Below are 24513 nucleotides of genomic sequence, written 5' to 3' on the forward strand. Positions count from 1 at the left end.
TAGGGATGCCCTCGCAGGGAAATCAACGGGTGTAGTTATTTAGACGCTTACAATACTATCATCTCTGATGGGATGGGGGATTAACCACCGTACAAATTTTGCCTCATAATCTCTGTGATGCAGTACAATGATACCCTCCGAAATTCCAGCACATATAGGCTCTCCGCAACTGCAAGTAAGAATATCGTATTGACCGTTTCCTTTCACACTGGCGACTAAACCACGCATATCAAGGGTAAAACCATCAGTCAGGCATTCGTTATTAATCCACAGAGAAGGCACCATATGCTTTTTTGAAGATGTATCGTCTTTAACAACACGGTATTCAATTCGTAATGTGTCGTAATCCATGTTCTCCCCCAATCTCATGCCCTCTTATTAACCTTCCCCCTACCGGTAAGACCTCTGACATTACCAGTAATTTAAGCGGCGCAATGAGCATTCCTGCACCGCGGGGAAGGATAAGCTATTATAACACCAAAATAAAAATATTTTCTTCTGTCTCGTTATCAATGGTATCTAATGGTATCGCTTCCATTCTTGACAACCTACAGTATCGGGTGGAGTTCATGGTCAATGGCGATGCTTAATGGCGGCAATGAGATATTTACTGTATCCCAAACATGACGAGAGGACACGTCTTCATAGTCATGGCGATATATGTTACCAGACCCAGCCATTTGTCGCCATGCAATAGAGGGGTGTTTTTCTTTTATAGAATCAGGCAACCGGCGCGATGCTTCAGATATTATTTCAAGGCAACGAGTAACAGCGTATATTGTTCGCATGTCTTTACTGAAAGAGTCGTAATCCAATCCTTTGGTAAAATCAACAGCAAGGTCAATCTGGTAACGGATGTCCATGAGAGCCGTACGAATGGAATTAAAAGGCATAACGTGTTTCCATCGTTACAGTAGTGAATACATAGGGTTTAAGAGCATCGCGGTTGACAACATCTACGCGGCCCTGAAATAAACCGGCGATATATTCTTTAAGGTCAACATAGTCAAAAATGGTTATATGACTTTCAGGGTCGAACTCAAGCAAAATATCTATGTCGCTATCTGCGTGGTTGTCCCCGCGCGCAATTGAGCCAAACAGAGCCACATGTCTAATGCCACGCGCCCGTAAAACAGTCTCGTTTTCCCTCAGCTTTACAAGAATTTCTTGACTATTCATGTATTTATTATACCTTGCAATGTGTCCTCTTGACAACCTCCGGTATCAAAGGGGTAGAATAGGAGCGCGTGTACATCATATGGGGTTGACCTCCGGCCTCCGCCAAGTTTATAGGCGAAAGGAGGTGTTCCACTTTTTCCATCTTACCTCAATAAGACATTGACAATGACACTGAGGTACTCACACCTTGCCCCGGCCCATAAGGTTAAGGCGGTGGACATCCTTGATAACGCTATCGGTGGAAACGCAAACTATACAAAAACTATACAATCAAGTCAATGATTAACCTGCTGCTACCCTGTAAACCCGCTTGTTTATTGGAGCGGGCGACGAGACTCGAACTCGCGACCCCAACCTTGGCAAGGTTGTGCTCTACCAACTGAGCTACGCCCGCTCTTCATGAGCTACTGCCTACCTGAGCTACTGCCCGCGTTAAAATAATCCTTGTATCTTGCAACACTTTCACTGTATGATAGCAGTGTCGCTGTTACACGATACACGATTGAGATAATATAGGAAAGGGTTTGTATTTGTCAATATGTATTATCCAGATTTAGAAGAATTTAAAAAGATGGCCGGGAAAGGCGGTCAGGATGGGCGTAAGTTTGACCTCATCCCCGTCTATAAGGAGATACTTGCCGACGCCGAGACGCCTGTTTCAGCGTTTTATAAGATAAAGAAAAAATACTCTTTTTTATTAGAGAGTGTCATGGGCGGGGAGAAATGGGCGAGATATTCTTTTCTGGGCGTAAGTCCGTTGAGTATATTTAAATCTTCGGGGACTTCAATAGAAATAACGGACCTGCGAACCGGCCCCGGCGGTGTGCGCTCAGTTAGGGTGGCCGATGACCCCGTTGAGGCCCTGCGCGAAGAACTTAATAAGTTTAAGGCCGCAACATTAACCAGCCTGCCCCGTTTTTACGGCGGTCTCGTCGGCTATATGGGATACGAAAACGTGCGCTTTTTCGAGAGGCTTAACATAGGCGATAAACCCTCGCTCGGCCTTCCCGATATGCTTTTTATGACCATGGATACCGTCCTGATATTTGACAATCTAAAACAGGTGATCAAGGTGGTGGTCAATGCCCGCATCATGGACAACCCCTCGCCGGAGGCCGCATACGCAGAGGCAACAGCCAAAATAGACTCCATTATAGAGACGCTGGGTAAAAGCGCCGAACTACCACGGCTTGATGTAAATTATGCCTATCCCGATACGCAGTATAAATCCTCCTTTAATAAGCATGATTTTCTTGGCGCCGTTGAGAAGGCGAAGGAATACATAAGGGCAGGGGATGTCTTTCAGGTAGTTGTCTCACAGCGCTTTGAGACTGAGGAAGAAGTATATCCCTTTAATATATACAGGGCGCTGAGGGTAATTAACCCGTCTCCCTATATGTTTTATCTGGATATTGGCGATGCCGCTATTGTCGGGTCATCCCCTGAGATACTTGTCAGGCTTGAGGGCAACCGCGTGATTCTCCGCCCGATTGCGGGTACACGCCCACGCGGCCTTTCTGACGAGGAAGACCTTGAAATGGAAAGGCAGCTCAAGGCCGACCCAAAAGAAAATGCCGAGCATATAATGCTCGTTGATTTGGGCAGAAACGACGTAGGGCGCGTAGCCCGTCCGGGGTCGGTAGAGGTTACAGACCTGATGTGTGTGGAGAGATATAGCCACGTCATGCACCTCGTATCGAACGTCGAGGGGACGCTTGCCGGGGGACTGGACGCGTTTGATGTGCTTAGGGCGTGTTTTCCCGCGGGTACAGTAACCGGCGCCCCAAAGGTGAGGGCAATGGAGATAATAGACGAACTCGAACCCGTGCTGAGGGGGCCTTATGCCGGGGCGGTCGGCTATTTCAGTTTCTCCGGGGCGATGGACATGTGTATTACTATCCGGACGCTTGTTATTAAGGATGGCACGGTCTATGTTCAGGCCGGGGCCGGCATTGTGGCCGACTCAATTCCGGAAGGCGAATACAATGAAACGGTAAATAAGGCAAAGGGTATGATGCGAGCCGTGCAAATGGCAAAAACACAGTTTTCCCTAAATCCTAAGAAGGACAAGGAATAATTTATGCTTTTAATGATAGACAACTACGATTCGTTCACCTATAACCTCGTCCAGTACCTTGGTGAACTTGGGCAGGACGTGAGGGTCTTTAGAAATGACCGCATAACAATAGACGAGATAAGGGCGCTTGCCCCGCAGGCTATTGTAGTGTCGCCGGGGCCGTGTACGCCTATGGAGGCAGGGGTCTCTGTTGACGTTATAAAGACGTTTCACGGCGTCATCCCAATTTTGGGCGTCTGCCTTGGGCATCAATCCATAGGGGCGGCCTTCGGGGCCTCTATAGTCAGGGCGGACAGGCTCATGCACGGCAAGACCTCGCAAATTCACCACGACGGCAAGGGTATTTATGATGGAATCGAAAACCCGTTTACCGCAACACGGTATCATTCTCTGGTCATAAAGCAGGGCACACTGCCGCCGGAGTTTGAAATAAGCGCGTGGACACTTGAGGATGAGATCATGGGGGTGCGCCATAAGGAGTTCTTAGTCGAGGGCGTACAGTTTCACCCTGAGTCCATTTTGACGACGGTTGGCAAGGCAATTTTAAAGAATTTCCTGCGCCTTGCCGACAGCCATAACGCCCGCATAATGATATGATAAAAGAGGCCATAGACAAACTCACGCGGCGTATCAACCTTTCAGAGGGTGAGATGTCAGGAGCTATGGCTGAGATAATGGAAGGCAGCGCCACCCCCGCGCAGATTGCCTCGTTTCTCACGGCATTAAAAATGAAAGGCGAGACCGTTGAGGAGATAACCGCGGCGGCGCTTGTGATGAGAAAAAAGGCCGGGCGCATAACCGCCCCTGAAGATGTCGTAGATACGTGCGGTACGGGCGGCGATTTGTCCAACACGTTTAATATATCAACAACGGCGGCCATAGTTATTGCCGCTTGCGGCGTGCCGGTTGCCAAGCACGGGAATCGTTCCGTGTCAAGCCGCTCTGGTAGCGCCGATGTGCTTGAGGCGCTGGGCGTGAAGATAGATTTGGCACCGGAGATGGTTGAAAAGTGTTTACATGACACAGGGTTTGGGTTTATGTTTGCGCCCTTGTTTCATCCCGCAATGAAACATGCCGCCCCTGTGCGGCGCGAGATGGGAGTGAGGACGATTTTCAATATTCTTGGGCCGCTGACTAATCCAGCCGGTGCGCGGCGCCAGATAATGGGCGTATTTGCAAAGGAACTTGTAAAACCGCTGGCACATGTGCTTGGAAACCTCGGCGTGGTTGACGCTATGGTGTTTCATGGCGAGGACGGCCTTGATGAGATAACCATAACGGGCAGGACGTTTATATCGCGATTTAAAAATGGTCAGATCGAGAACATGGAATTAACCCCTGAAGACTTTGGATTTAAACGCGCACATATTGACGCTATCAAAGGCGGCGACAGTCAGGAAAACACCGCAATCACGATGAGAGTTCTTGATGGTACTTATCAGGGCGCGGCTCGTGATATTGTACTGATGAACGCGGCGGCAGGACTGATGGTCTCAAACCTTGGCATTGACGATATTAAGGAGGCCGTGACAGTGGCGAAAGACGCCATAGACACCGGCAAGGCGTTAGAAAAACTTGATGAGATACGAAGTGTGACGAGGAGATACGAAGGGTGACGAATCTGATTATTTCAAAAGCCCCAACAGCCTGAACATGCCAGCTATGAGGGCGGCCTGTGCCACCAGCATGGCGGCTACCCATTTGATGATGTCGGACTTTGAGGATTCCATGTCCGCCTTTAGTTCGAGCCTCACTTTCTCAAGGCCTACCGCTGTAGCAAACCCCTCCGTGCTTGTTTCCTGCGCTACCTTGAGCGCTTCAGACAAGCCCTTCGCTTGCTCATCCGAAAAGCCGGACGACTTCAGGGACTCCACCACCCTTAATGTGTCAAACAATACCGCTGCCATAGCTTCATTATAACCTATCTGTTATTTTTTTTCAATTCTTTTCTCTGCCCCACCCACCAGCCAATCCTAAGATTCAGTGTGTGGCGCGGAGAGTTATAGCGGGTAATTATTTTGAGGTACAAACATTACACATATAGACAAACAATAGAATTCTACTTAAAACACAGCCGCTGTGGGAATGCGGCGGTATAGCTCTGGTGTGAGGGGTGAGGGGAAAAAAAGATAAAAAAAGGCTTGACATAAGATAAACAGAGACGATACACTACCTTTTAATAACGTCTCTAATAACGTCTCTAATAACGTCTCTAATAACGTCTCTAATAACGGCGTTTGAGGCGGGTTGATGTTTGGGTGTGGCATTTGTTACTATGAATATGTCGTTTTGTTTATAAGTAAATGCACGGGCAACGAGGAGGGATGTTGATATGCTGGACATAGGGAAGAAGTACTTGGACGCGGGGGCGGGTGTGTTGTGCGAATCAGTGCAGTATTCGTATGCGTTTGTTGAATATACGGGCCTTGTCCTGTTCAGTTACATTAAGAAGGGGGGCGTGGTCGCCGCTTATGCCGTTGAGCCGGTTGCTGACGCGGTCGGCCCGACTGTTTTTACCCCGGTTATGAGGATTGCCGGGGCTGCCTACGACAAGACAGTAAGCGGATTGTCGGACAGTCTTTCTGTTGCCTCGCAGGCAATCAGCAAGGTCTTCTCCTGCCGAAGAGGGAAACTTGAGTCGCCTGAGGCTCTTGAAGCGCTTGAGACAAGGCTTTCACAACTTGAGGAGAGATTGTCATACATCGAAAAGCACGGTATAATTGCCACAAACGAGGGCTTGCATGTCAAGGGCAAGAAACTTACCGAGGACAGACTAATGTTCCTGAGAAACATAGTGAATGAAAATATTGATCTGATGGTAGATGGGCAAAATGGGCAGTAGAGATTCTCGTTTTTTAAATGGAGGAACAGATAATAATTGAAATAGAAAATAGTTTATACCAAAATGCTATAATAACCGGATTCGATTATAAAACTGACTCACAAGGAGACGGTTACAATGGTTAACAAGAGGGTTATTAACGTTGGTATAGATTTGGGCACATCGAGGAGTGTCATAGCGTGTGACAACGGCGTCAGGACGTATTTGCCGAGCGTTGTGGGCTATCCAAAAGACGCTGTTGCGAGGAAGCTGTTTGGCAAGGACATCGTATTTGGAGACGAGGCGCTCAAGCACAGGATGTCATTAGAGATGCACAGGCCGTTTGACAAGGGGATGCTGAAGATTGCGCAGGACCTGGACGAGAATTCTCCAGAGTATAAAAGGGCGATAGAGGCGGCGAGGGCGTTACTAAAGCGTCTTATTGAGATTGCCCTGGAGGCTGACCCCGGCGGGGACGGCAACGTGCTGGTCAGAGGTGTACTGGGTGCTCCTGCCCTTGCAAGCAGGAAAAACAAAAAGGCAATGCTTGAGATAGCCCGTGGGATACTTGACGATGTGATGTATGTGTCAGAGCCGTTTGCGGTTGCGTATGGGCTTGGGCTGCTGACAAACGCCTTCATAGTGGATATAGGGGCCGGCACGGTTGACCTTTGCAGGATGCACGGCACCATGCCCACAGACGATGACCAGATAACGACAATGAAGGCCGGTGATTATGTTGACCAGGTTTTTTATGAGCTGCTCACAAAGAAATATACAGATGCGAATTTCACCGTAAATATGGTCAAGAAATTCAAAGAGGAAAACTCCAACATATCCCAGCGCGGCGACAGCATTTATATAGAGCTGCCCGTCAAGGGCAAGCCCGTAAAGCATGACGTAACGGCTGAGCTGCGGCTGGCGTGCAAGGCAATCGTGCCGGACATCGTTGAGGGCATAAGGAAACTCATTGCCTCGTTTGACCCTGAGTTTCAGATGCACCTGAAGGAAAACGTAATACTTGCCGGTGGAGGCAGCCAGATAGTTGGCTTAAAGAGGGAGATAGAGGAGTTTATGATAGAAAAGTTGGGCTATGGCAAGGTGACAACCGTGGAGGAGCCGCTTTACGCCGGGGCAAACGGCGCGCTGATGCTTTGCAGGGATATGCCGGATGAATACTGGCACGAACTTAAGGATAGAGCCAAATAAGATAAGTTAAGACAGTAAAATCAGGACATTGAGTTGGGGATTGGGAGCCGTACTATGGAAAAGTTATTAACAAAGAAGTTTTTCTTACCGCTGATAGCGGCGCTGTTTCTGTTTGCGGTATTTATTGATGAGAATACAGGCCCCGTGCCTATGAAGTTTTTTATAGGCAGCCCCATTCACATGCGGCTGAGTCTGATAATTGTCGTAAGCATGGCGATGGGGTCAGCCCTGACCATAATAAGTTTTTTGATTGTCAAAGGGATTCAGCAAAAGATAAAGAAGAGAAAGATGGAACAGGAAATAAGGGATTTTTAACCGAATGATTTACAGGAGGTTTTAGAAAATGGAGACAGGATTCAGGTATAGGATGGAGCACTTAGGGGATTTGTTTGTGGGTATGGTGGACAAGGTGTCTGAGGCCGCGAGGTGCTCGGCCAAAGGGGTCATTCTCACGTATGATATTCATTTTCTGAAAAAGAAAAGGCAGGGGCTGGTCAGCATTTTGGGGGCGCGGGTTGCTGCCCTGAGAAAGACCGACCCGGAGCAGGTTGTTTTTGCGGACAAGGACATCAGAGAGCTCCTGATTGACCTTGATGAGACAGAAAAGAGATATGAACAGTGCGTCGCAGAGCGCCAAAGCAGGCTCTATCCATCAAGCTGTTCTTGCTCATGCACACCACAGGATGAGCCACACACCCACGAAGAGGCGCATACGCACGATGAGCCACATACACATGAAGACCAGCACATTTATGACGAACATCATACGCACGAGCAAGAGTATATGCGTGAGCAAGAGATCGCGCACGATGAGCCGCATACGCACGAGCAAGAGCACACGCACGATGAGCCGCAGGCTTACGACGAGCCTCATGTGCACGAAGAGGAGGCGCACACCCATGACGATGAGCTACACGCTCATGACGAGCCACATGTCCACGAAGAAGGGCACGACGAGCCGCACACGCACGAGGAACACACGCACGAGGAACATGTTGAGGAAAATCACGAAGAAGGAAGCGACCGGGCAGACTGATGGTTAATCACGCGTTGACGCGCGTATTGAATATAAGGAGGAATTTGAGATGTCGAAGATATTGGCAGGAGTATTTTTAGGGGTTTTTGTAAGTACGCTGTTTTATGAGATATTTAAGAGGCAGGAGCCGGAGATGGCCAGTAAGTTGGCGGCAAAGGTGAAGGAAAAATTCAATGAGTTTATGGAGCCTAACAAAGCAACCAGCGACGAGGCAACGAGCTGAGCTATGAATCATCTCTGGCGGTATTTAAATTACCTGATAATCGCGCTGATAATCGGCACAGCGGCCTATCTGCTTATCTTCAATCCGGCCAAGCTATTGAAACGTGACGGCTGGGAAGAGGGGATGATTAGAAATGCCAGGCAAAATGCCCAATCGCCGGAGATAGTAGCGTGGCAAAAGGGAGCTCAGTCTCCCGCCCAGGGTAATAACAACACAGACGCGCAGGCTCAGAACCCAAACGCCGCAGACCCGTATGGCCAGTTCTACGACCCCAACGCGGCACAGCCTGGCCAGCCACAGCCCGGAGCGCTTGACACGCAGCAGGGGGTGTATGCCCCTCAACTAGACACGGCTAATACGGCGGCACCGGCGGCGGCCATATCACCGCTTGAGCTGATTCTTCAGGAGGGCCACTGGATAGGCCTTGAGACTATTCCACTGACGCCGGCAATCGCCACGGCCAATAGTATCCCGTTAAACGTGAAGGGCGTCCTCGTAGATGAGGTAACGCTTGTGGCGGCATACTCCGGCCTTTTTGCGGGGGATGTCATCACGGCAATCAACGACGCAGAGGTAACAGACCTGCTTACTTTCAGGGCGGCCACAAGGCCGGCTGCTAATGCGAAACAGGCGGTTGTAACGGTTTACAGGACGGGCGCGCAGAAAAAGATAACGGTTACCGCGGCGGATGTGCTGGGCATAGCCCAAATGGAGGCAGCCCCGATGATACTGCCCACTGACACCGCGCCCCACGGCTACTACGGCCCGTGCAACAAGTGTCATGCCATTTCTAAAACCGCCGCAAACACAGGGCAGCTTGCTAAGGACGCAGGCGATGTACTAACCATAACACCACCGCCAATCGCGTGGGGGGCAAAACCGCCCCACAGGGACAGAGGGCAATGCACAAACTGTCACAAGATAATCTGACCTACGCGCAGTGCTACACCTGCGAGAGAAAGGCCAGCGGCATAGCCGTCGGCTCTAATCTCCTGCTTGCGGTGTTTAAACTGATTGTAGGTATCATAAGCGGCTCTAAGGCCGTCATTGGTGATTCTTTATATTCGTTCAAAGACTTCCTGACGTCGCTTGTGGTGTTAGTCGGGGTAAAAATATCCGGCAAACCCGCTGACGACGACCACCACTACGGTCACGGCAAGATAGAGTTCGTGGCAATCTTCCTGATAAGTCTGCTCATAATAATCGGCACACTGTTCCTGTTCATTCACTCGGTAAAGGACGTGTGGGGGGCGTTTCACGGCACGGTAAAACCGCCTAAGTTCATAGCCTTCTGGGCGGCGATTGTGTCAGTTATCGCCAATTATAAACTGTCATCATATCTGCACTGTGTGGGGCAGCGCCGCGGTAGCCCTGCAATGATTGCCAACGCCAAACACAACCACTCAGACGCCGTGTCCTCTGCCTTTGTGGCGGGGGCAATAGTGCTCACAAGGTTTGGGTTTTACTTTGCTGACCCGCTGGTTGCCGTCATAGAGACACTTGACCTCATAAGACTGAGCGCCTCAATGCTCAATGATTCACTGAAGGGGATAATGGATTCCTCCATAAGCCCGGCTATCATACGGCAGATGAACCACTTTGCAATGCTCGTCCCCGGTGTTAAACGCGTAGCCTCGATAAACGCGAGGAAGGTAGGGCAGGGCATATGGGTGGAGATAGTGATAAAGGTTGACCACGCCAGGACGCTTGACAACGGCTATATGATAGGCCGCCAGGTGGAGGAGACGCTTATGAAGCGCGTGGATAATATAGTGGGAATTAATCTGGCCATAGAGCCGTACATGCCATAACGGTGGAGGTTAATAGCTAAATGGAACATATAGATTGGTTTGATAAGATACTGACCGTATCGGGGACGTACCTGCCGACTATCAGGCAGGAGGTCAAAGAGATGATAAACGAATACGATTTAGCTCACGGCGGCACGAAGCCGCACAAGTACATAGCCTACGCCATTGGCAGCAAGCTGATTAAGAACGCGGCCATAAAGGCGGGCGGCATAGGGGGGCTGACATCAATACCGGCGGCGTTGCCCGTAGTGGGGTCATTTGGCACCGCGCTCATTGGGGGCGCTGTTGACCTTGCAATCGTGCTGAGGATGCAGATAGAGCTGTGTTATGCCCTGTCGGTGGCGTATGACGTTAACATGGATGATGATGAGCTGAAGGCGGCGGCGCTGGCGTTGGTGGGGTTTTCTGGTTCGGCGGCGGCGGCAAAGGCGGTAACGGCGGGCGTGTTGAGAAAGACGGTGGACACGCTTGCTGAGGATTATATAAAGACCGGGCTGGCAAGGGCGGCTGCCGAGGTGGCGGAGAAGGTTGTCCCCCGCCTGTTAAGTAAGTGGTATAAGTTTTTGCCTGTATTGGGTATTCCACTTGGTATATCAGTAAACGTGGCAACCACTATGATGATAGGAAATCAGGCAAGAAAATACTTCAGCACATGGATAGATGGCGACGAATTGGGCCGATATGAGGGCGAATGATGACAGCGAATAATAGGGGACTAAGATACCTGTTATATGCCGTTGGGGCGATACTGTTGATAAAAATTGTCTCAGACATACTCCTGTATAACAGACTGATTGACGAGGAGCATTTTTTGCACATATCGCACGGGCAGCTCGAAATTGAGCTACAAAAGCGGAAGAATATATACAAAAAGGCCGCCTTTGCCGTGGACACGTATATAGAGACGGAGAAGAGGCTCTTTAATGTGCTCATTGAGTTAAGCGGGGCAATCAGGGCCGGGGCAGGTATCAATGTTGCTGAAACCAGGCAAATGCAGGACGAGGTGGCCGACCTCGTGGGCAGACTTAAGGCCCTTGCCGAGGCCTCGCCAAACCTGAAGGCCAAGGGGCCTTACCTGTATTTCATGCAGACTATCTGCAAGGCTGAGCAAGGCGTGGTGCTGGCACGGCTGCACTATAATGACGCCGTTGCGGAGTACAATACTTTTTTGAGACTATTCCCGTATAATCTTGCGGCATGGACACACGGGTTTAAGAAGGCGCAGTTCAACACCGCGGACAAGGGGGCGGACATTGTGCCGGAGGTTGCAAGGCTCGATTTTACGAATATGTTTGACAAGGGAGACAAATGAAATATCCTGAGTGTACGAGATGCGGCAAGTGGTCGCCGATACTGAGTGCGATAGGGAATTTTACCATCTCTATTTTTAAGTTCGTGGTGGGCGGACTTACCGGCAGTAAAGGGTTGATGGCCGACGGGGTTCATTCCATAGCCGACGGGGTATCGTCGCTGTTTGTACTCATAGCGCTGAGGATATCTGGCAAGCCCAAAGACGCGGGGCATCCCTACGGGCACGGCAAGGTGGAATATATAAGCACCATATCGGCGGCCCTTTTCATATTCTTATGTGCGACCTTAATATTGATTGACGCCCTGCACAGCTTTAAAGACGGCTCACACGCCATACCGGGCAACGCCGCCCTTCTGGCGACTGTTATATCGTTATTTTACAGCTATCTCATGTACACGTCAAACACCTGCGCGGGGACGCAGCTTAACAGCCCGGCGATGCTTGCCGACGCGGCGGAGAGCAAGGCAGACAGCCTTACCAGCGTGGCGGTGCTCCTTGGCCTGATAGGCACTAAGCTGGGCTTTATATATTCGGATACAGTGGCGGCGGTGGTCGTGTCCATATTTGTGTTTCACATAGGAGTGGAGATGTTTATGAAGGGCGTACACGGCCTGATTGACATATCAATGGACAGGGACACGCTTGAGGATATAAAAAACATCTGCCAAAGGGTAAGGGGAATCGAAGGAGTGCGGGCGATACGCTCACGCTGCATGGGGCAGAAGTGCAGCGTTGACATAGACATAGAGGTAGCTCGTACCTTTACAGTCTTAGAGACCCATACGATGGTAGAGCAGGTCAAGGCGATAATACTCAATAAGATAGAGGGCCTCGACGCAGTGTTTGTGAGGGCGTATCCGATTGAAAAGTGGAGGTTTTGGAACTGATGCCGAGGTTAGATTTTTTGGGAACAATTGCCGCGGTCCTGTTTATTGTGGCCAATGCGTACTATCCGGCAAAGGTAATAGCGAGGCAGCTTCTTGGCCATACTAAGGAGATAGCGCAGTTCTTTCAGGGCTACCTGAGGTGGCACATACTGCTTAACCTGCTTGGTCTATGGGTTACGCTTTTTCACGGCCACTATGCCGACGAGAGGAATGTCATACTTCAAATGTCATTTTTAGTAACGGTCTGGCTTTCGGTAGTGGGTGGTATGATGTATTTTAAGTGGCCGTACAGGTATTACAGGGAGATGAAACTGGTACATTCGCAGCAGTTGATGTTTTATGTGTGGATTGTGCTGATAATTTTGGGACATTCAATAATATGAAGCTACCTGAGGAGGTTTAGTGTATGGGGATTAATGTGGATACAGGGGATTTGAAGGTTTTTCTGAGAACTGTATCAATAAAAGGGAAGATGTTTATGGATTCGCTTGTAAATGGCTATAACAAGATGTTGCAGTTGAATCCCGCGGACGCCAAAGGTATTTACATGGATGTAGGGACGAAATTGAGAGATAAAGGGGACTATGAGGGTGCCATAAGGAGTTTTAAAAAGGTGCTGGATGTGGATACGGTAAACGCGGAGGCGCTCTATGAGATAGGCAGGACATATCTGAAGGTCGGCCTTCCCAACGAGGCCATAGAGTCCCTCGGCAGGGCGACGAACTTAGACAGGAGCTCGGCCCTGAGCTTATTCTATTTAGGTTCGGCCTATTTCATGGTTGACGACAACCCCAAGGCGCAGTGGGCGCTCCTTGAGGCGATAAAGTTAGACCCTACCTACGCCGAGGCATACTACAAACTAGGCCTCGTCTATGACAACATGTCCGACTACGACAACGCCATTGAGTCCTACAAAAAGGCGGTCTCCATTAAGCCGAATCTCATCAAGGCATACCAGAGCATCGGGCTTGCCTATGAGGCAAAGGGGCAGAGGGAGGAGGCGGTGAAGTATTTTAAGATGGCGCTACAAAATGAGGAGAAGGCCGTTTAACGGTAAAAAAACGATGGGATGCCCATTGAAAAATATAAATAATTCAACTAAAGGAGTATAAATATGCTGAGTATAGTGTTTGGTTTGATAGCAATGTGTCTTGGCCTGTGGGGTATGGTGACGTATTGGTGGTATGTGGTGGATGTGTTTTTGGCCTTGCTGCCGGTGGCGCTGCTGTTTGGCGGTTTTGTTGCGTTGGTTGCTGGTATAAGAAACACGGGATTGAAGGCGAAGGTCAAAAATTTCAACGGGAAGATGCCTCATGACGAAACTGCTGGCGAAAGAGACCGATAGGAGAACGATATGGCAGAGACTAGAAACGATTATAAACAAAACGACTCAAAGGGATATTCGCAGCAGCCGCCACAGGTGAGCTGTCCGAGGAGTTTTAAGCCGTGGATATGGACGCTTGTGCTTTTGGCGGTAATCACCCTTGGCTGGACATTGTTTGAGAGCTACAGAGAGGGCGGCATAGTAAAGAATTTGATTGAGACTGACGACATTAAAAAAGCGATAAACAATAAGATCACCGGTGTGGATGTCCCTAATAAGTATTACAATACGGTGGCCGGGCCAACCGTCGTTAACACCGTACAGGACAGTTACCATAATATAATTGAGACTGTGAGGCCGGCGCTGATAAGCATAGACGTTGTCATCAATACCACGGCGCCAACTGACCCTGCCCCGGCGGCAGCCGTTCAGCCTCAAAATAACCCTGTGCTGGTAGCCGGTATGCCCGTGGAAAACTACACTCGTGTAGGGTCAGGCGTGATTGTCGAACCCGCGGGGTTTGTGTTGACTAGTTTTCATGTAATCGAAGGCGCCGCGTCATTTAAAGGCACGGTTTATGGTGCTGGCGGGGCAAGGGAATACCCGATGAAGGTGGTAAACGTGGATAAGTCCACTGATTTGGCCTTGCTTAGGCTCGTTGGTGACGGGCCGTTTCCCGCGGCGGTCTTAGGGGATTCAGATGCTGTGAGGTCAGGCGATGTTGTCCTTGCTATGGGCAGTCCATTCGGATTTGACCAGACGATAACCTCCGGCATAATCAGTGGCCGAAACCGCTCAATAAGCATAGGCGGCAAGGTTTATGAGGGGATGTTCCAGACAGACACCCCGATAAACAAGGGCAACAGCGGCGGCCCTCTTGTCAATGCCAGAGGCGAGGTAATAGGTATTAATACGGCGATATATTCACCGACGGGGTCTTTTAGTGGAATCGCGTTTTCGATTCCAGCCAATATGGCCTCGACTTTGGTGGCCGGAGTTGTGGACTTTAATAACACGCCCACACAGGCGGCGGCAGGGCAGATAGCGGCCTGGTCAAAGCAGGGCAGACAGATAGGCAACTCATTTAAACTTCCCAGCGGGCAGATGCTCCAACCCCCTCATCAGTATAGGGGCAGGTGCATAGACTGCCACCCGCAGCTCTGTCCGACGAGCAAGGCCGCGGGGGCGATTGCCGTGGCGGCGGGGCAGCAGGGCGGTGACCCATTTTTTGGCGCAGTGCTGTTGGACGTTGACACAGTGGTTGCAAAGCAGTTTAATCTGGCACACTCAGGCGGCGTATTGGTTGACACCGTGTTTCCAGGCACACCGGCTGACACTGCCGGTATCAAACGTGGCGATATTATTATGAGGCTTGACGGGCAGCGCGTGATGACGGTTGACGATTTCAAAAAGGCGATGGCCGCAAAAAAGGTTGGCGCGAAGTTCGAAGTAGCCATGTTAAGTGCCGGAGTGAGAAAGACCGTCAAGATGCGCACAGGCGCGTATCCTCCTCAGTTGCCGCAACTGCCACAGGCGAAGCAGCCTAAGGAGTTTGATTGGCTTGGAGCTGAGATATCACCCTTGCTGACCGCGCTGCAGGGCTACACGACGGGCGTATATGTGGCAGACACAGGTGGGATTCTGGCGGCGTCAGGCGTTGCTCGCGGCGATGTCATAAGGGCGGTAAACAATCAACCCGTGAAAGACATGATGTCCTTTATTAAGGTTGCGCAAAAGGCAAACCCTGTTGATGGGATACTCCTTGATATAGTGCGCTCAGGGCATCCGATGTTCATAACGGTCAAAGGATAACGGTAATATGACTGACAACGACCAGCTCAACGACATACTGAAAAAGGTCTATGCAAAGGACCTGGGGCTGCTTGGCGATGTGCCCGAGGTCAGCATGAGGAGAAAGGGGCCTCTTATGAGGCTCTCTGAGAAGGTGTGGACGAAGCAGTCATCGGCGATAAGAATCGCCATAGTGTCCCTTGCCCTTGCTGGTCTGTGTGGCGCGGTCTATTACTATAACTATTTCACGATAAACGTGTATCAGGCAATGATGGAAAAGGCGCACATAGAGGCGCAACTGCAAAGGCGGGCAGACCTTATCCCGAACCTCATCAGCAGCGCCAACAACTATATGAACTACGAAAAGATGTTGTTTGGCCATGTGGCGGAGGTAAGGAGCGCGGTTAAGACGTTGGAGCTTCAGGCACTTGAGAAATCGGCAAAGGCAGCGGGTTCATCAGGGGATGCGGCGGGCAAGGCCGACGCCCTTTCAGACAGCAAGGCCCTGCTTTCGAAGTTTCAGGCGGTTGCCGAGGCATACCCCGCGCTGAAGGCCTCAGAGGCGTATAACACGCTGATGAGGGAACTTTCAGACACGGAGACGAAGATAGCCGAAAGCCGTATCAGCTATAACAGGATAGCGAATTTCTACAACTCCAGATTGAAGATGTTCCCTGGGAATGTCTATAACGTGATTTTCAGATTCGAGCCGTTGCCGGTATCCGGCGCGATAGCAGGCGCTGGGAAGGCGCCGCAGGTACACTAAATGAAATCTGAACGAGGTTGAAATATGTTATCGAACGAACTGATAAGTAAGGCTATGAGCCTTGGGGCAAACGAAAAGAACGCGTTTCTGGAGAAGCTCCTTGTGGCTGTGGGGAGTCTGGAGGATACCGTTACCTCAAGAAAGCCCATATCTGAGAGCCTGATGGCGCAGTCGCGCGCGGCAACGGATGAGATTAAGAAGATTCTCAACGACAATGTCCAGCGCATTGAGAAGAAAAACGTGGAGTTAAGAAAGAAGATCAACGACATTATGAAAGATACCAGCAAGCTGGACGAGCTAAATGACTCGATGAAAAAGCTCAGCGGTGAGCATCAAATATTGAAGGCCGCCTACGAACGTGTGTTGAAAGAAAAGAACGATGCCGACGAGAGGCTCTCCGTCATTCAACAGCAATGGGAAACCTTTATGCGGGGTGTTTAACCATGCCGATACTTGCCAACATTGATAAAACAGCCGACCCGCGCCTGTCCCCGGACAACATAGTCCTCACAGGCGAGATAACAGAGCTGCGGGACAAGCACGCGAGGTTCTCTAAAGAACTCAAAGAGTTAGCCGGAGCGCTTGCCCTTGCCAATACGCAACTCACTGAGGGCACTGACAGGATTCGTTTATTTAACGTAGAGATGGCAGTGCACGAGAAAGAGATGAAGGAGATGCAGGGGCACATCTTTGCGCTGAAAAAGAGACGCGCTATGGCTGGCACCGCGGGCGGCGTTGAACAGGAGTTCAACAGGCAGGAGAATATTTTAAGAACCCTCGGCGCAAAGCAAAGGGAATTGAATAAACTCCTCCTTGAGGTGGAATCCAACACAAAGCTGTATGAGCAGACCCTTGCCGATAAGTTGGCGGTGGTGGAGAGGTTGTCGCTGACAATCGCGGACATGCAGCCCAGGAGGAAGGCACTCGTTGAGGAGGTCGCCGTGCTTGAGGGCGTGGCGAAGATATTTATTGAGGCTGAGCAGCTATCTGGAGAACTCGACACGTTGACAGCCGCTGTGAAGCAGCACACAAATGAGCTTAACGGCCTTAAGGCCTTTACCGATGAATGTTACATTAATGGCAATTTAACCCTAAAATGCACAGAAGAGCTTAACGTCCTTCTTAATAACTTTATCAAGGCATGTTCCCATGATGGCAACATACCCCAAATATGCAAAAACGAACTTAATGTGCTTAAGGCCTTTGTTGCGGAGTTTGAACCCGAAGCCACGAGTCTTGATGCCCAGGTTAGAGAGTTTGAGCAAAAGATAGACGCCCTGGAACATGAAATGGGACGAGAGAATAGAGAGCTTACAGCCCAAAAGGCATCATTAATAGAGATGGTCGAGCGTCTGGAAGAGCAGGATGGGGCGTTGAGCCTTGAGACTGCCAAGTTGCAAAGGGAGCTTGACAAACAAACCGAAATACTTAAAGACCGCAAGGCCGTAAACGAGACAAACAGGGCAAACGCCCCCGCGCTTGAGAAAGAACTCCTGGCGTGTAACGAGAAGATTGCCGAGGCCAGGGTAAATCTGACTAAACATGGGGAATCGAAAAGGAAAAAGGACTTGGAGCTGGAGAATTTCGAAAAGGCCCTTGCCACTAAGCTCAGGCTCGAAAGCGAACTGATGTATATAGAAGAGGGCACAGCGGCCCTCGGTGAAATTGCGAGGTCGGCCACATGAATAAATTGATGGATGAGCAGACGACTTATACAAAGCAGGACATGGTCAGGCTGATTAACGAGGTTGGCACAAACCTTGTCCTGAAAAAAGACAAGATTTCGTTAGAGACGGATATTCAGAGAAAGCAGCAGGAAATAGAATATAAAAAGGAATACTTCGAACGGGTACAGAAAAAATTGGCAGAGCTGAAATCTGTCCTCTGTAATATGGAGGACCGCTCAAGAGAGATTAAGAACCAGATTGCTCAGTTTAAGGCTGAAAAAGACGCCGCCATAAAAGAACTTGACCAAATCCTTGACTTAGAAAAGAAGGCCGCAGTCCTGCAGCAAAGGAACTCCGACATAGACACACTTACAGAAAGAGTAAGGGCGCTTGAGCTAAAGATAAACAGGCTGACCCCTGAGTATGAGGAAAAATTAAGAGAAAAAGAAAGGCTTGACCGTGAACTGACTCAAAAAGAGGATTCTTATCGCTCTCTGAACGCCGAATACGAATCGCTGGTAAACCGCAGAGAACATCTATTTACAAAAATTCCCTCAAGAGACAGGCTTGCGGACAAGAAAAGTGAGGCTGAACTCTACATCGTAGAAACTACCGCCATGATTAACCGGGCAAAGGGAGAACTTAAATTCCTTGAGAACGAATTGCCGACATTAAGAACAAACGCAGATATGCTGAGAAGAAAAAAAGAAACCCTGACAGCGTTCATAGACAACCTTCAGGTCAGAATATCCGCGCTCACCTCCGCGGAAAGCAAGGAAGACCTTCTCTCAGAAATAGAAAACCTTACGGCGAAAAGAGATACGTTGACAGCCACGGTTGACGGTCACAAAAAGAAGCTTTCCGAACTCACAAGCGCTGTGGCAGCGGCAGAAAGTTCTATAAAGGACGAAGAGGATTTCTCCGCGCATTGCGCAAGGCTAAATGATGGGCTTGATGAGGGGAAGGCCGAAATCGAAGACCTGGACAATCAATTACAGTGCATGATGCTGGACGAGGAGGCCGACGAAAAACTCATAGAGGTGCTAGGCCCGATAAACGAATACGCCGGAAGCATAAACGCTATATTGGCCAAGCTCTCGCAGGAGTATAAGACCGCCGTAGAGAAACTGGCACTTGCCATAGTGAACGAGATACGATGAGACAGACGATGTTCAGGCGTGTTTGCCTTGCCTTAGCCCTTGCGGGGGCGGCGGCGCTTTTGGGCGGCTGCGCGTTTGTGCGCCCAGACGCTCAACACGACATGATACAGGGGTTTTTCGGCGTCGTTCCCGTTGTGCTGACGGGGGTATTTGTGGGTCTTGTCGGCACGCTGGTAGGGGCTGGAGGCGGGTTTATTCTCGTACCTATACTATTAATTATGTATGGATTTACGCCGCAGCACGCGATAGGGACCTCCACAGCGGTGGTGTTTTTGAACGCGCTTTCGGGTACGTTTGCTTATATGTCGCAGGAGAGGATAGATTACGGGCTTGGGGTGAAGTTTTCGGTAGTGGCCGTACCGGGTGTGGTGATTGGGGCAATTCTCTCGCAGCAGTTTAACATGGTGGTGTTTTCTGTTATATTTGCCCTGCTTTTGATGGCCGTCACTTATACGCTTGTCTTTGTAGATGAGTTTTGTCTTGTCTGCTCGAAATCGCAAACAGAGCCGACTACGCGCGTGGTTTATGACTCAACAGGAGAGACGCACACGTACAGCCCGGATATGGCGGTGGGATTTGGTGGGAGTTTTCTGGTGGGTATCCTCTCAGGGCTTTTGGGGGTAGGGGGCGGCCTGATGCACGTGCCGCTGATGAATTTCATCGGCATTCCAATTCATATAGCCGCGGCAACGTCGCATTTTATCATCGTTATTACGAGTTTCTTTGGCGTGATGATATTTGCGGGGCTAAAGACCATAGACCTCGATTATACGGTATTTCTTGGGATTGGCACGATACTTGGCGCATACTATGGCGCAAGGCTCGCCATGGCCGTTGACTCTGAGGTTATAAAAAAGGTTATCGCGGTATTATTGCTTATTGTTTCGGTAAAACTGATTTTGGGTATAATCTAAAATATAGCATTTCAGGAGGGATTAAACATGGAAGAGGAAAAAAGAAAAGGTTTATGGGGTGGTGTGGCAAGGGCGCTTAACGCTACCGGTGCCGCGACGCTTAAATCATTTGACTATACGGTGGACTTGTTTACTAAGACGGCCAACGCCGTAAAGAAGGCAACGCCAGGCATAGTGGATTCGACCGTTGATTTGTCTAAGAAGACCGCTGATTTAATTGTCGGCGGCATTGCGAAGATGGGTGAATACACAATGCGGATTGATTTCAGCGCGGTCAGGCAGGGCGCAATGAACTTCGCCGCGGGAAAAGATGAGCTTAGAGATAAGATAACTGAGTATGAGGGAAAGATAAAGAACCTCTACTTTGAAATTGGGAAGGAGGGTGCCTCGGCTGACAAACTTGAATCCGACAAGGTCAGAAACATGATAGAGGAGGTCAGGGAGTTTGAGAAGGAGATACAAAGGCTGAGGGGCAGAATCTTAGAACTGGAAGAGACAGGCAGAGAGGAAGGTCTGAGGAAATCTGAGGCCAGACGAGAGCCTAAACTTGCGAAGAAGAAACAAAAATTGACCGAGGCCCAGATTGATTCCCAGCTCAAATCGGCCATCGAAAAGGCGCTGAAACACGGCAAGTTTGAGACCGACAGCGACAAGGCCATATTCAATAAGATAGCCAACGACCTGCTTGACATGGAAATGGATGTAAAGATACTTGCCGCTACCGAACTTGGCAAAATGGGCAACAAGGCGGCCGTTGATGTGCTGCTTGACGCCGTAAAATATGGCAACCACTATCTGACCGCCGAGGTGATTAATTCCCTGATAAACATAGGAGACGCTAAGGCCGTTGGACTATGTAAGGAAATGTCCACCGGCGCAAACCATAAGGTACGCGTAAACAGCCTTAGGGGGCTGTATAAACTCGGCAAGGACGATGAGATAATCCCCTATCTCATGGACGCACTGAAGGATGAGCACGCCGAGGTACGCCGCCAGGCGGTTACGTTTTTGGGCTGGAAGGACATCTCTGAGGCGGTGCCGGGTCTGATTCAGAGCCTCCAGGACAAGGATGATTTGGTCAGGAAGGCGGCCGTGTCGGCCCTTGCCAATATTAAGGACGCCTCCGCCGTGCTGCCGCTTATAAGGACACTGGCAGACGAGGCCATTGAAATAAGACAGAAATCCCTTGAGGCCATAAAGATGATTACAGCAAAGGAGATAGTCTTCAACATAGAGCTTACCGGAGATGCGCTGGCCACCGCCGTTAACGAGTTGAAAGACTGGTGGCAAAGGGAGAGGATGCTTGGAATTGGGGACGCCGTGGTTGAGCAGTATGCTGGCGTTGGTGTGTCTGCCGCCCCGGCTGAGGCGGTTGAGAAATATGAGGTGAAGCCACCTGAGTCATCCGGGCCATCCTATGAGCAATCTGAGGCGCCTCATACAGAAGACACCGCACTACCGGAGGTGGACGAACCTGCCGCCGCTTCTGAGGTGTCAGACCTTGCCGCTGAACTGGCTGACTCTGATGTGGACGCCGAGTCGGCAGCCGAGGCAGGCGTGCCTGCCAATATCAATAAACCAACATCATCAGAACTCAAGAGGATGTCAAAGGCGGAGCTTATCTCAATGTGTGAGGGACTGGGCGTGGAGTGTGATGATACCTTTACAAAGGCTGAGCTTATAAACCTCCTGAATGTGTAATGCGAGGTATATGAGATATGAATGAACTCAATCAATCAACTGATACGCCGTTTGAGGTCGGCCGGGAGGTTATTACGGAGACGCAGAGGGACTCTATGATGGAGCGGGTAGGGGAGAACAAGGAGGAGCTGCGCGCCCACAGGGACAGGCTCCTCTCTGAGAAAAATGGCCTCGAAAGCGACATAGAAGCCCTTGAAGCAGAAAATCACAAGCTGCAAAGGCAGATAAAGGAGTTGGAGATTCAACTGTTTGAAAAGAACAAGAAGATAGCGAAACTCTCCGATTCGGCGACAGATTTGAGGCGGGCGCTGTTAAAGCCAATCGCCGACGAAAGCGGCCTGATTGCCGAGATAGACTTCCTTGAAGCGGAAAAGGTCGGCCTTGTCAATACCTATAACAGGATATCAGAGGAGCTTAGTGGCCATATCTCTAACCTCGGCAATACGATATTAGGGATAGATTTCACAAAGGGCGAGATAGCCGCGCTGAAGAACAAGGTAACGATGATTGAATATGAGGTCCCTCAGAAGTTTGATGAGCTGGACTATCTGATAGAGAAAATCGAATGGACATCTAAGGCATTAGCGAATCTGTTTAGCGCTATGAAGGCGGTTGAAAAAACAACTAAGTTATCTTACTACAAGAAGGGGTAACCATGGAGAATATGAACGAATTCGAGATACAGGACATGTCCTTAGTAACACCCGGTGAGGCTGTTGGCGGTGGGGCCGCAGCGTCATGGGCGTTGTCCAGCACGCTGCCCGAAATACGGGGTGTTGAGCTGTTAAGAGACGCAAGCGGCACAGTTGACGTGGGAAAGACCATAAGGGATATGTTTCTCTGTATTCAAAACATGGAGAAACAGCTTAACGATGTACTTTCCATAAATGCCTCGCTGGAGCGTGACGTTAAATCCTCAAGGGAGTTGATAACGAACCTGAGGACAGAAAAACAGGACCTCCAAAGGACAATCGAGACTATAAACCGTGAAATTCCGTCAAAAAGGGAACTTCAGGCGGAGATAGAACACCTGATTGAAGAACGAAACAGTTCGCAGTCATACGTAGTTGACATGAAGGCGCTGTCTGATAAGACCAAATACGAGGCGCAGGTATATAAGGGCCGGATTGAAGAGCTGCAGGAAGAGAAGGCAGACCTGCTCAGGGATATAAGCTATCTGGAGACAAAAATCAGCGCCGCCCTGAAAAAGATAAATGCCTATGCGAAGGAAATAAATATCCTCAAAGGCGAGAGGCATATCCACAGGGAGAAAATCGCAAGATTAGAAAAGGGTTACAGAGACTGCGTACAGGAGCGGGACAGTCTGATAAGCAGGACTATCGAATAGCCCCCCGCGCGCGTCGTTGCCGGTGTGGTGGTGGCGCGCCGCACCGGCGTGCCTTTACACATAAATGATTTAGTGTCCACTATTGACATCACAGCTCACATCCAGCATTTGAGATAATAACTCCTCATCTCCCATTGCTAATGATAATATATCTCATCGTCAAAATGGAATTACAAATTTATGTCTTGGTTCAGCGTTAATATGATATATCTCATTGTACGCATTGCTATCATACTGTTAGACTATATTAAGTAGTAAAATCTTACGGAGGTATATAGTGGCAGAGGTATTGGATCTGAAGAAGGTAATAAAGTTCTATCCCGACAAAATATCGCGGGAGATGTTGTCTGACAAGCCGGAGATGAGGGTAGCGCTGATGTGTCTGGAGGCGGGGCAGGAGCTGAAACCTCATACGGCGCCCCTGAGGCTTATGATGTACTGCGTAGAAGGACGCGGCGTATTTACAGTTGGGGATGAGGAGATTGAGGCTGATGGCAAGACCGCAATCCTCTGTGACCCGATGGTTCCACACGGTTTTAAGGCGTCGCTGGGAGAGCGCCTGGTAGTAATGGCGGTAGTAACACCAGTAGATTAAGCATACTGTTGATAAAGCATGTGGAAAATACGGGGTGAAGGGGGGGTTACCCCCCCTTCGTCGTTAATCCTGCCGTATTATTTCTGGTCTAAAAATCCCTGCCTGACGATACTATATTGCCCTGTCTCAGTATCAACGTCATAAATGTCGAAGTTGTCCTGAAGGGAAAACCCTGGTTCATGCACCGCGAAATTTAATGAAAGTGAGCCATTCTCTCCACTGGACACCCTGTGAAACACACCGGGCGGCCATGAGAGTACAGCGGGGGCCTCTACAACCAGTTCGCCGTTGTGCCTGACCCACTCAGCCGTTACTTCTATTGTTTCTACTTTTCCATGTGTTGGGGTATATAGCTCTGTAATCCTGGAGCCGAGGAATACGAGAAGATTATCAGTCTGAGCCTTATGATAGTACCAATAGCGCGCTGTATCACCTTTTATTGTTGGTGAAACGGCGTTTGGGCCGTGCTCAACCCTATCTACCGAGTCTATGCGAGATATTTTATTTTCTGGAAGAACGTGGAATCTTACGCTCGGTGTATTTCTGAACTCCAGCAACGGTATTACTACAAACAAGCCATCCACAGATAGTTTTTTCAAGTGGCACATCCTTTTGTTTTAGTTGTCCTGATCATTGATGAGACATGAAGAAACAAAATGGCCATACCCCAAAACAAAGGGGTATGGCCTGAT

The 24513-nt window shown here is 49.7% G+C and carries 31 protein-coding genes and 1 tRNA gene; 26 read left to right on the top strand and 6 right to left on the bottom strand.

Annotated features, from left to right (window positions below; translation table 11 throughout):
- Positions 1 to 39 precede the first annotated feature (39 nt).
- The 4 genes from AB7D94_RS05375 to AB7D94_RS05390 form a co-directional block, all read right to left on the bottom strand.
- On the bottom strand, positions 40 to 369 hold the full coding sequence (locus AB7D94_RS05375) for a hypothetical protein (protein WP_420264706.1): 330 nt from the start codon (positions 367 to 369) through the stop codon (positions 40 to 42).
- A 179-nt stretch (positions 370 to 548) separates the two neighbouring features.
- Complete coding sequence (locus AB7D94_RS05380; RefSeq protein ID WP_420264707.1) at positions 549 to 893, bottom strand: HepT-like ribonuclease domain-containing protein; 345 nt, start codon at positions 891 to 893, stop codon at positions 549 to 551.
- The gene (locus AB7D94_RS05385) at positions 883 to 1179 is read right to left on the bottom strand and encodes a nucleotidyltransferase family protein (RefSeq protein WP_420264708.1); all 297 of its coding nucleotides are present in this window, start codon (positions 1177 to 1179) and stop codon (positions 883 to 885) included. The genes AB7D94_RS05380 and AB7D94_RS05385 overlap by 11 nt, the downstream gene beginning before the upstream one ends.
- Before the next feature lie 318 nt (positions 1180 to 1497).
- Positions 1498 to 1573: transfer RNA gene (locus tag AB7D94_RS05390), tRNA-Gly, on the bottom strand.
- 144 nt (positions 1574 to 1717) lie between these two features.
- On the opposite strand from AB7D94_RS05390, the gene trpE reads away from it, so the two are divergent.
- Genes trpE through trpD form a run of 3 tightly spaced genes read left to right on the top strand, consistent with a single transcriptional unit; the run spans position 1718 to position 4872 of the window.
- Positions 1718 to 3256, top strand: coding sequence for an anthranilate synthase component I (gene trpE / locus AB7D94_RS05395; RefSeq protein WP_420264709.1), 1539 nt, complete (start codon positions 1718 to 1720; stop codon positions 3254 to 3256).
- 3 nt (positions 3257 to 3259) lie between these two features.
- On the top strand, positions 3260 to 3853 hold the full coding sequence (locus AB7D94_RS05400; RefSeq protein ID WP_420264710.1) for an anthranilate synthase component II: 594 nt from the start codon (positions 3260 to 3262) through the stop codon (positions 3851 to 3853).
- Entirely contained in the window at positions 3850 to 4872 is a 1023-nt protein-coding gene (gene trpD / locus AB7D94_RS05405; protein ID WP_420264711.1) for an anthranilate phosphoribosyltransferase, read from the top strand. The genes AB7D94_RS05400 and trpD overlap by 4 nt, the downstream gene beginning before the upstream one ends.
- 9 nt (positions 4873 to 4881) lie before the next feature.
- On the opposite strand, the gene AB7D94_RS05410 is transcribed toward trpD, so the two are convergent.
- Entirely contained in the window at positions 4882 to 5163 is a 282-nt protein-coding gene (locus AB7D94_RS05410; RefSeq protein WP_420264712.1) for a CCDC90 family protein, read from the bottom strand.
- A gap of 425 nt (positions 5164 to 5588) precedes the next feature.
- Here AB7D94_RS05410 and AB7D94_RS05415 point away from each other — a divergent pair, with 425 nt between their 5' ends.
- From AB7D94_RS05415 to AB7D94_RS05525, 23 genes are all read left to right on the top strand, one after another.
- Entirely contained in the window at positions 5589 to 6098 is a 510-nt protein-coding gene (locus AB7D94_RS05415; protein ID WP_420264713.1) for a hypothetical protein, read from the top strand.
- Positions 6099 to 6215: 117 nt separating this feature from the next.
- Entirely contained in the window at positions 6216 to 7286 is a 1071-nt protein-coding gene (mamK, locus tag AB7D94_RS05420) for a MamK family actin-like protein (RefSeq protein ID WP_420264714.1), read from the top strand.
- A gap of 54 nt (positions 7287 to 7340) precedes the next feature.
- Complete coding sequence (locus AB7D94_RS05425; protein ID WP_420264715.1) at positions 7341 to 7601, top strand: LapA family protein; 261 nt, start codon at positions 7341 to 7343, stop codon at positions 7599 to 7601.
- Positions 7602 to 7629: 28 nt separating this feature from the next.
- Positions 7630 to 8322 carry a hypothetical protein gene (locus AB7D94_RS05430; protein ID WP_420264716.1) on the top strand — a complete coding sequence of 231 codons (693 nt, stop codon included), beginning with the start codon at positions 7630 to 7632 and terminating at the stop codon, positions 8320 to 8322.
- A 49-nt stretch (positions 8323 to 8371) separates the two neighbouring features.
- Positions 8372 to 8545, top strand: a complete 174-nt coding sequence (locus AB7D94_RS05435; protein WP_420264717.1) for a hypothetical protein — start codon at positions 8372 to 8374, stop codon at positions 8543 to 8545.
- Between the two features lie 3 nt (positions 8546 to 8548).
- Complete coding sequence (locus AB7D94_RS05440; protein ID WP_420264718.1) at positions 8549 to 9475, top strand: magnetochrome domain-containing protein; 927 nt, start codon at positions 8549 to 8551, stop codon at positions 9473 to 9475.
- Entirely contained in the window at positions 9448 to 10356 is a 909-nt protein-coding gene (gene mamM, locus AB7D94_RS05445; protein ID WP_420264719.1) for a magnetosome biogenesis CDF transporter MamM, read from the top strand. Before AB7D94_RS05440 ends, mamM begins: the two co-directional genes overlap by 28 nt.
- A 20-nt stretch (positions 10357 to 10376) precedes the next feature.
- On the top strand, positions 10377 to 11051 hold the full coding sequence (locus AB7D94_RS05450; protein WP_420264720.1) for a hypothetical protein: 675 nt from the start codon (positions 10377 to 10379) through the stop codon (positions 11049 to 11051).
- Positions 11048 to 11668, top strand: coding sequence for a LemA family protein (locus tag AB7D94_RS05455; protein ID WP_420264721.1), 621 nt, complete (start codon positions 11048 to 11050; stop codon positions 11666 to 11668). The genes AB7D94_RS05450 and AB7D94_RS05455 overlap by 4 nt, the downstream gene beginning before the upstream one ends.
- On the top strand, positions 11665 to 12555 hold the full coding sequence (locus AB7D94_RS05460; protein WP_420264722.1) for a cation diffusion facilitator family transporter: 891 nt from the start codon (positions 11665 to 11667) through the stop codon (positions 12553 to 12555). The genes AB7D94_RS05455 and AB7D94_RS05460 overlap by 4 nt, the downstream gene beginning before the upstream one ends.
- Complete coding sequence (locus tag AB7D94_RS05465; RefSeq protein WP_420264723.1) at positions 12555 to 12938, top strand: hypothetical protein; 384 nt, start codon at positions 12555 to 12557, stop codon at positions 12936 to 12938. The genes AB7D94_RS05460 and AB7D94_RS05465 overlap by 1 nt, the downstream gene beginning before the upstream one ends.
- A gap of 23 nt (positions 12939 to 12961) precedes the next feature.
- Positions 12962 to 13606 carry a tetratricopeptide repeat protein gene (locus AB7D94_RS05470; RefSeq protein ID WP_420264724.1) on the top strand — a complete coding sequence of 215 codons (645 nt, stop codon included), beginning with the start codon at positions 12962 to 12964 and terminating at the stop codon, positions 13604 to 13606.
- Positions 13607 to 13669: 63 nt separating this feature from the next.
- On the top strand, positions 13670 to 13900 hold the full coding sequence (locus tag AB7D94_RS05475) for a hypothetical protein (protein ID WP_420264725.1): 231 nt from the start codon (positions 13670 to 13672) through the stop codon (positions 13898 to 13900).
- 9 nt (positions 13901 to 13909) lie between these two features.
- Positions 13910 to 15691, top strand: coding sequence for a trypsin-like peptidase domain-containing protein (locus AB7D94_RS05480; protein ID WP_420264726.1), 1782 nt, complete (start codon positions 13910 to 13912; stop codon positions 15689 to 15691).
- A 7-nt stretch (positions 15692 to 15698) separates the two neighbouring features.
- Positions 15699 to 16436 carry a LemA family protein gene (locus AB7D94_RS05485; RefSeq protein WP_420264727.1) on the top strand — a complete coding sequence of 246 codons (738 nt, stop codon included), beginning with the start codon at positions 15699 to 15701 and terminating at the stop codon, positions 16434 to 16436.
- 24 nt (positions 16437 to 16460) lie between these two features.
- Entirely contained in the window at positions 16461 to 16877 is a 417-nt protein-coding gene (locus AB7D94_RS05490) for a hypothetical protein (protein ID WP_420264728.1), read from the top strand.
- Positions 16878 to 16879: 2 nt separating this feature from the next.
- The gene (locus tag AB7D94_RS05495; protein WP_420264729.1) at positions 16880 to 18121 is read left to right on the top strand and encodes a coiled-coil domain-containing protein; all 1242 of its coding nucleotides are present in this window, start codon (positions 16880 to 16882) and stop codon (positions 18119 to 18121) included.
- Positions 18118 to 19263: a coiled-coil domain-containing protein gene (locus tag AB7D94_RS05500; protein WP_420264730.1), complete on the top strand. Its 1146-nt coding sequence runs from the start codon at positions 18118 to 18120 to the stop codon at positions 19261 to 19263. The genes AB7D94_RS05495 and AB7D94_RS05500 overlap by 4 nt, the downstream gene beginning before the upstream one ends.
- Positions 19260 to 20177: a sulfite exporter TauE/SafE family protein gene (locus tag AB7D94_RS05505; protein WP_420264731.1), complete on the top strand. Its 918-nt coding sequence runs from the start codon at positions 19260 to 19262 to the stop codon at positions 20175 to 20177. The genes AB7D94_RS05500 and AB7D94_RS05505 overlap by 4 nt, the downstream gene beginning before the upstream one ends.
- A gap of 27 nt (positions 20178 to 20204) precedes the next feature.
- Positions 20205 to 21878, top strand: a complete 1674-nt coding sequence (locus tag AB7D94_RS05510) for a HEAT repeat domain-containing protein (protein WP_420264732.1) — start codon at positions 20205 to 20207, stop codon at positions 21876 to 21878.
- 17 nt (positions 21879 to 21895) lie between these two features.
- Positions 21896 to 22531: a hypothetical protein gene (locus AB7D94_RS05515; RefSeq protein ID WP_420264733.1), complete on the top strand. Its 636-nt coding sequence runs from the start codon at positions 21896 to 21898 to the stop codon at positions 22529 to 22531.
- Between the two features lie 2 nt (positions 22532 to 22533).
- The gene (locus AB7D94_RS05520; protein ID WP_420264734.1) at positions 22534 to 23226 is read left to right on the top strand and encodes a hypothetical protein; all 693 of its coding nucleotides are present in this window, start codon (positions 22534 to 22536) and stop codon (positions 23224 to 23226) included.
- Between the two features lie 277 nt (positions 23227 to 23503).
- Positions 23504 to 23821 carry a cupin domain-containing protein gene (locus AB7D94_RS05525; RefSeq protein ID WP_420264735.1) on the top strand — a complete coding sequence of 106 codons (318 nt, stop codon included), beginning with the start codon at positions 23504 to 23506 and terminating at the stop codon, positions 23819 to 23821.
- Positions 23822 to 23898: 77 nt separating this feature from the next.
- On the opposite strand, the gene AB7D94_RS05530 is transcribed toward AB7D94_RS05525, so the two are convergent.
- Positions 23899 to 24420: a hypothetical protein gene (locus tag AB7D94_RS05530; protein ID WP_420264736.1), complete on the bottom strand. Its 522-nt coding sequence runs from the start codon at positions 24418 to 24420 to the stop codon at positions 23899 to 23901.
- Positions 24421 to 24513 lie beyond the last annotated feature (93 nt).

It is taken from the genome of Candidatus Magnetominusculus dajiuhuensis, assembly GCF_046044395.1.
Lineage (GTDB): Bacteria > Nitrospirota > Thermodesulfovibrionia > Thermodesulfovibrionales > Magnetobacteriaceae > Magnetominusculus > Magnetominusculus dajiuhuensis.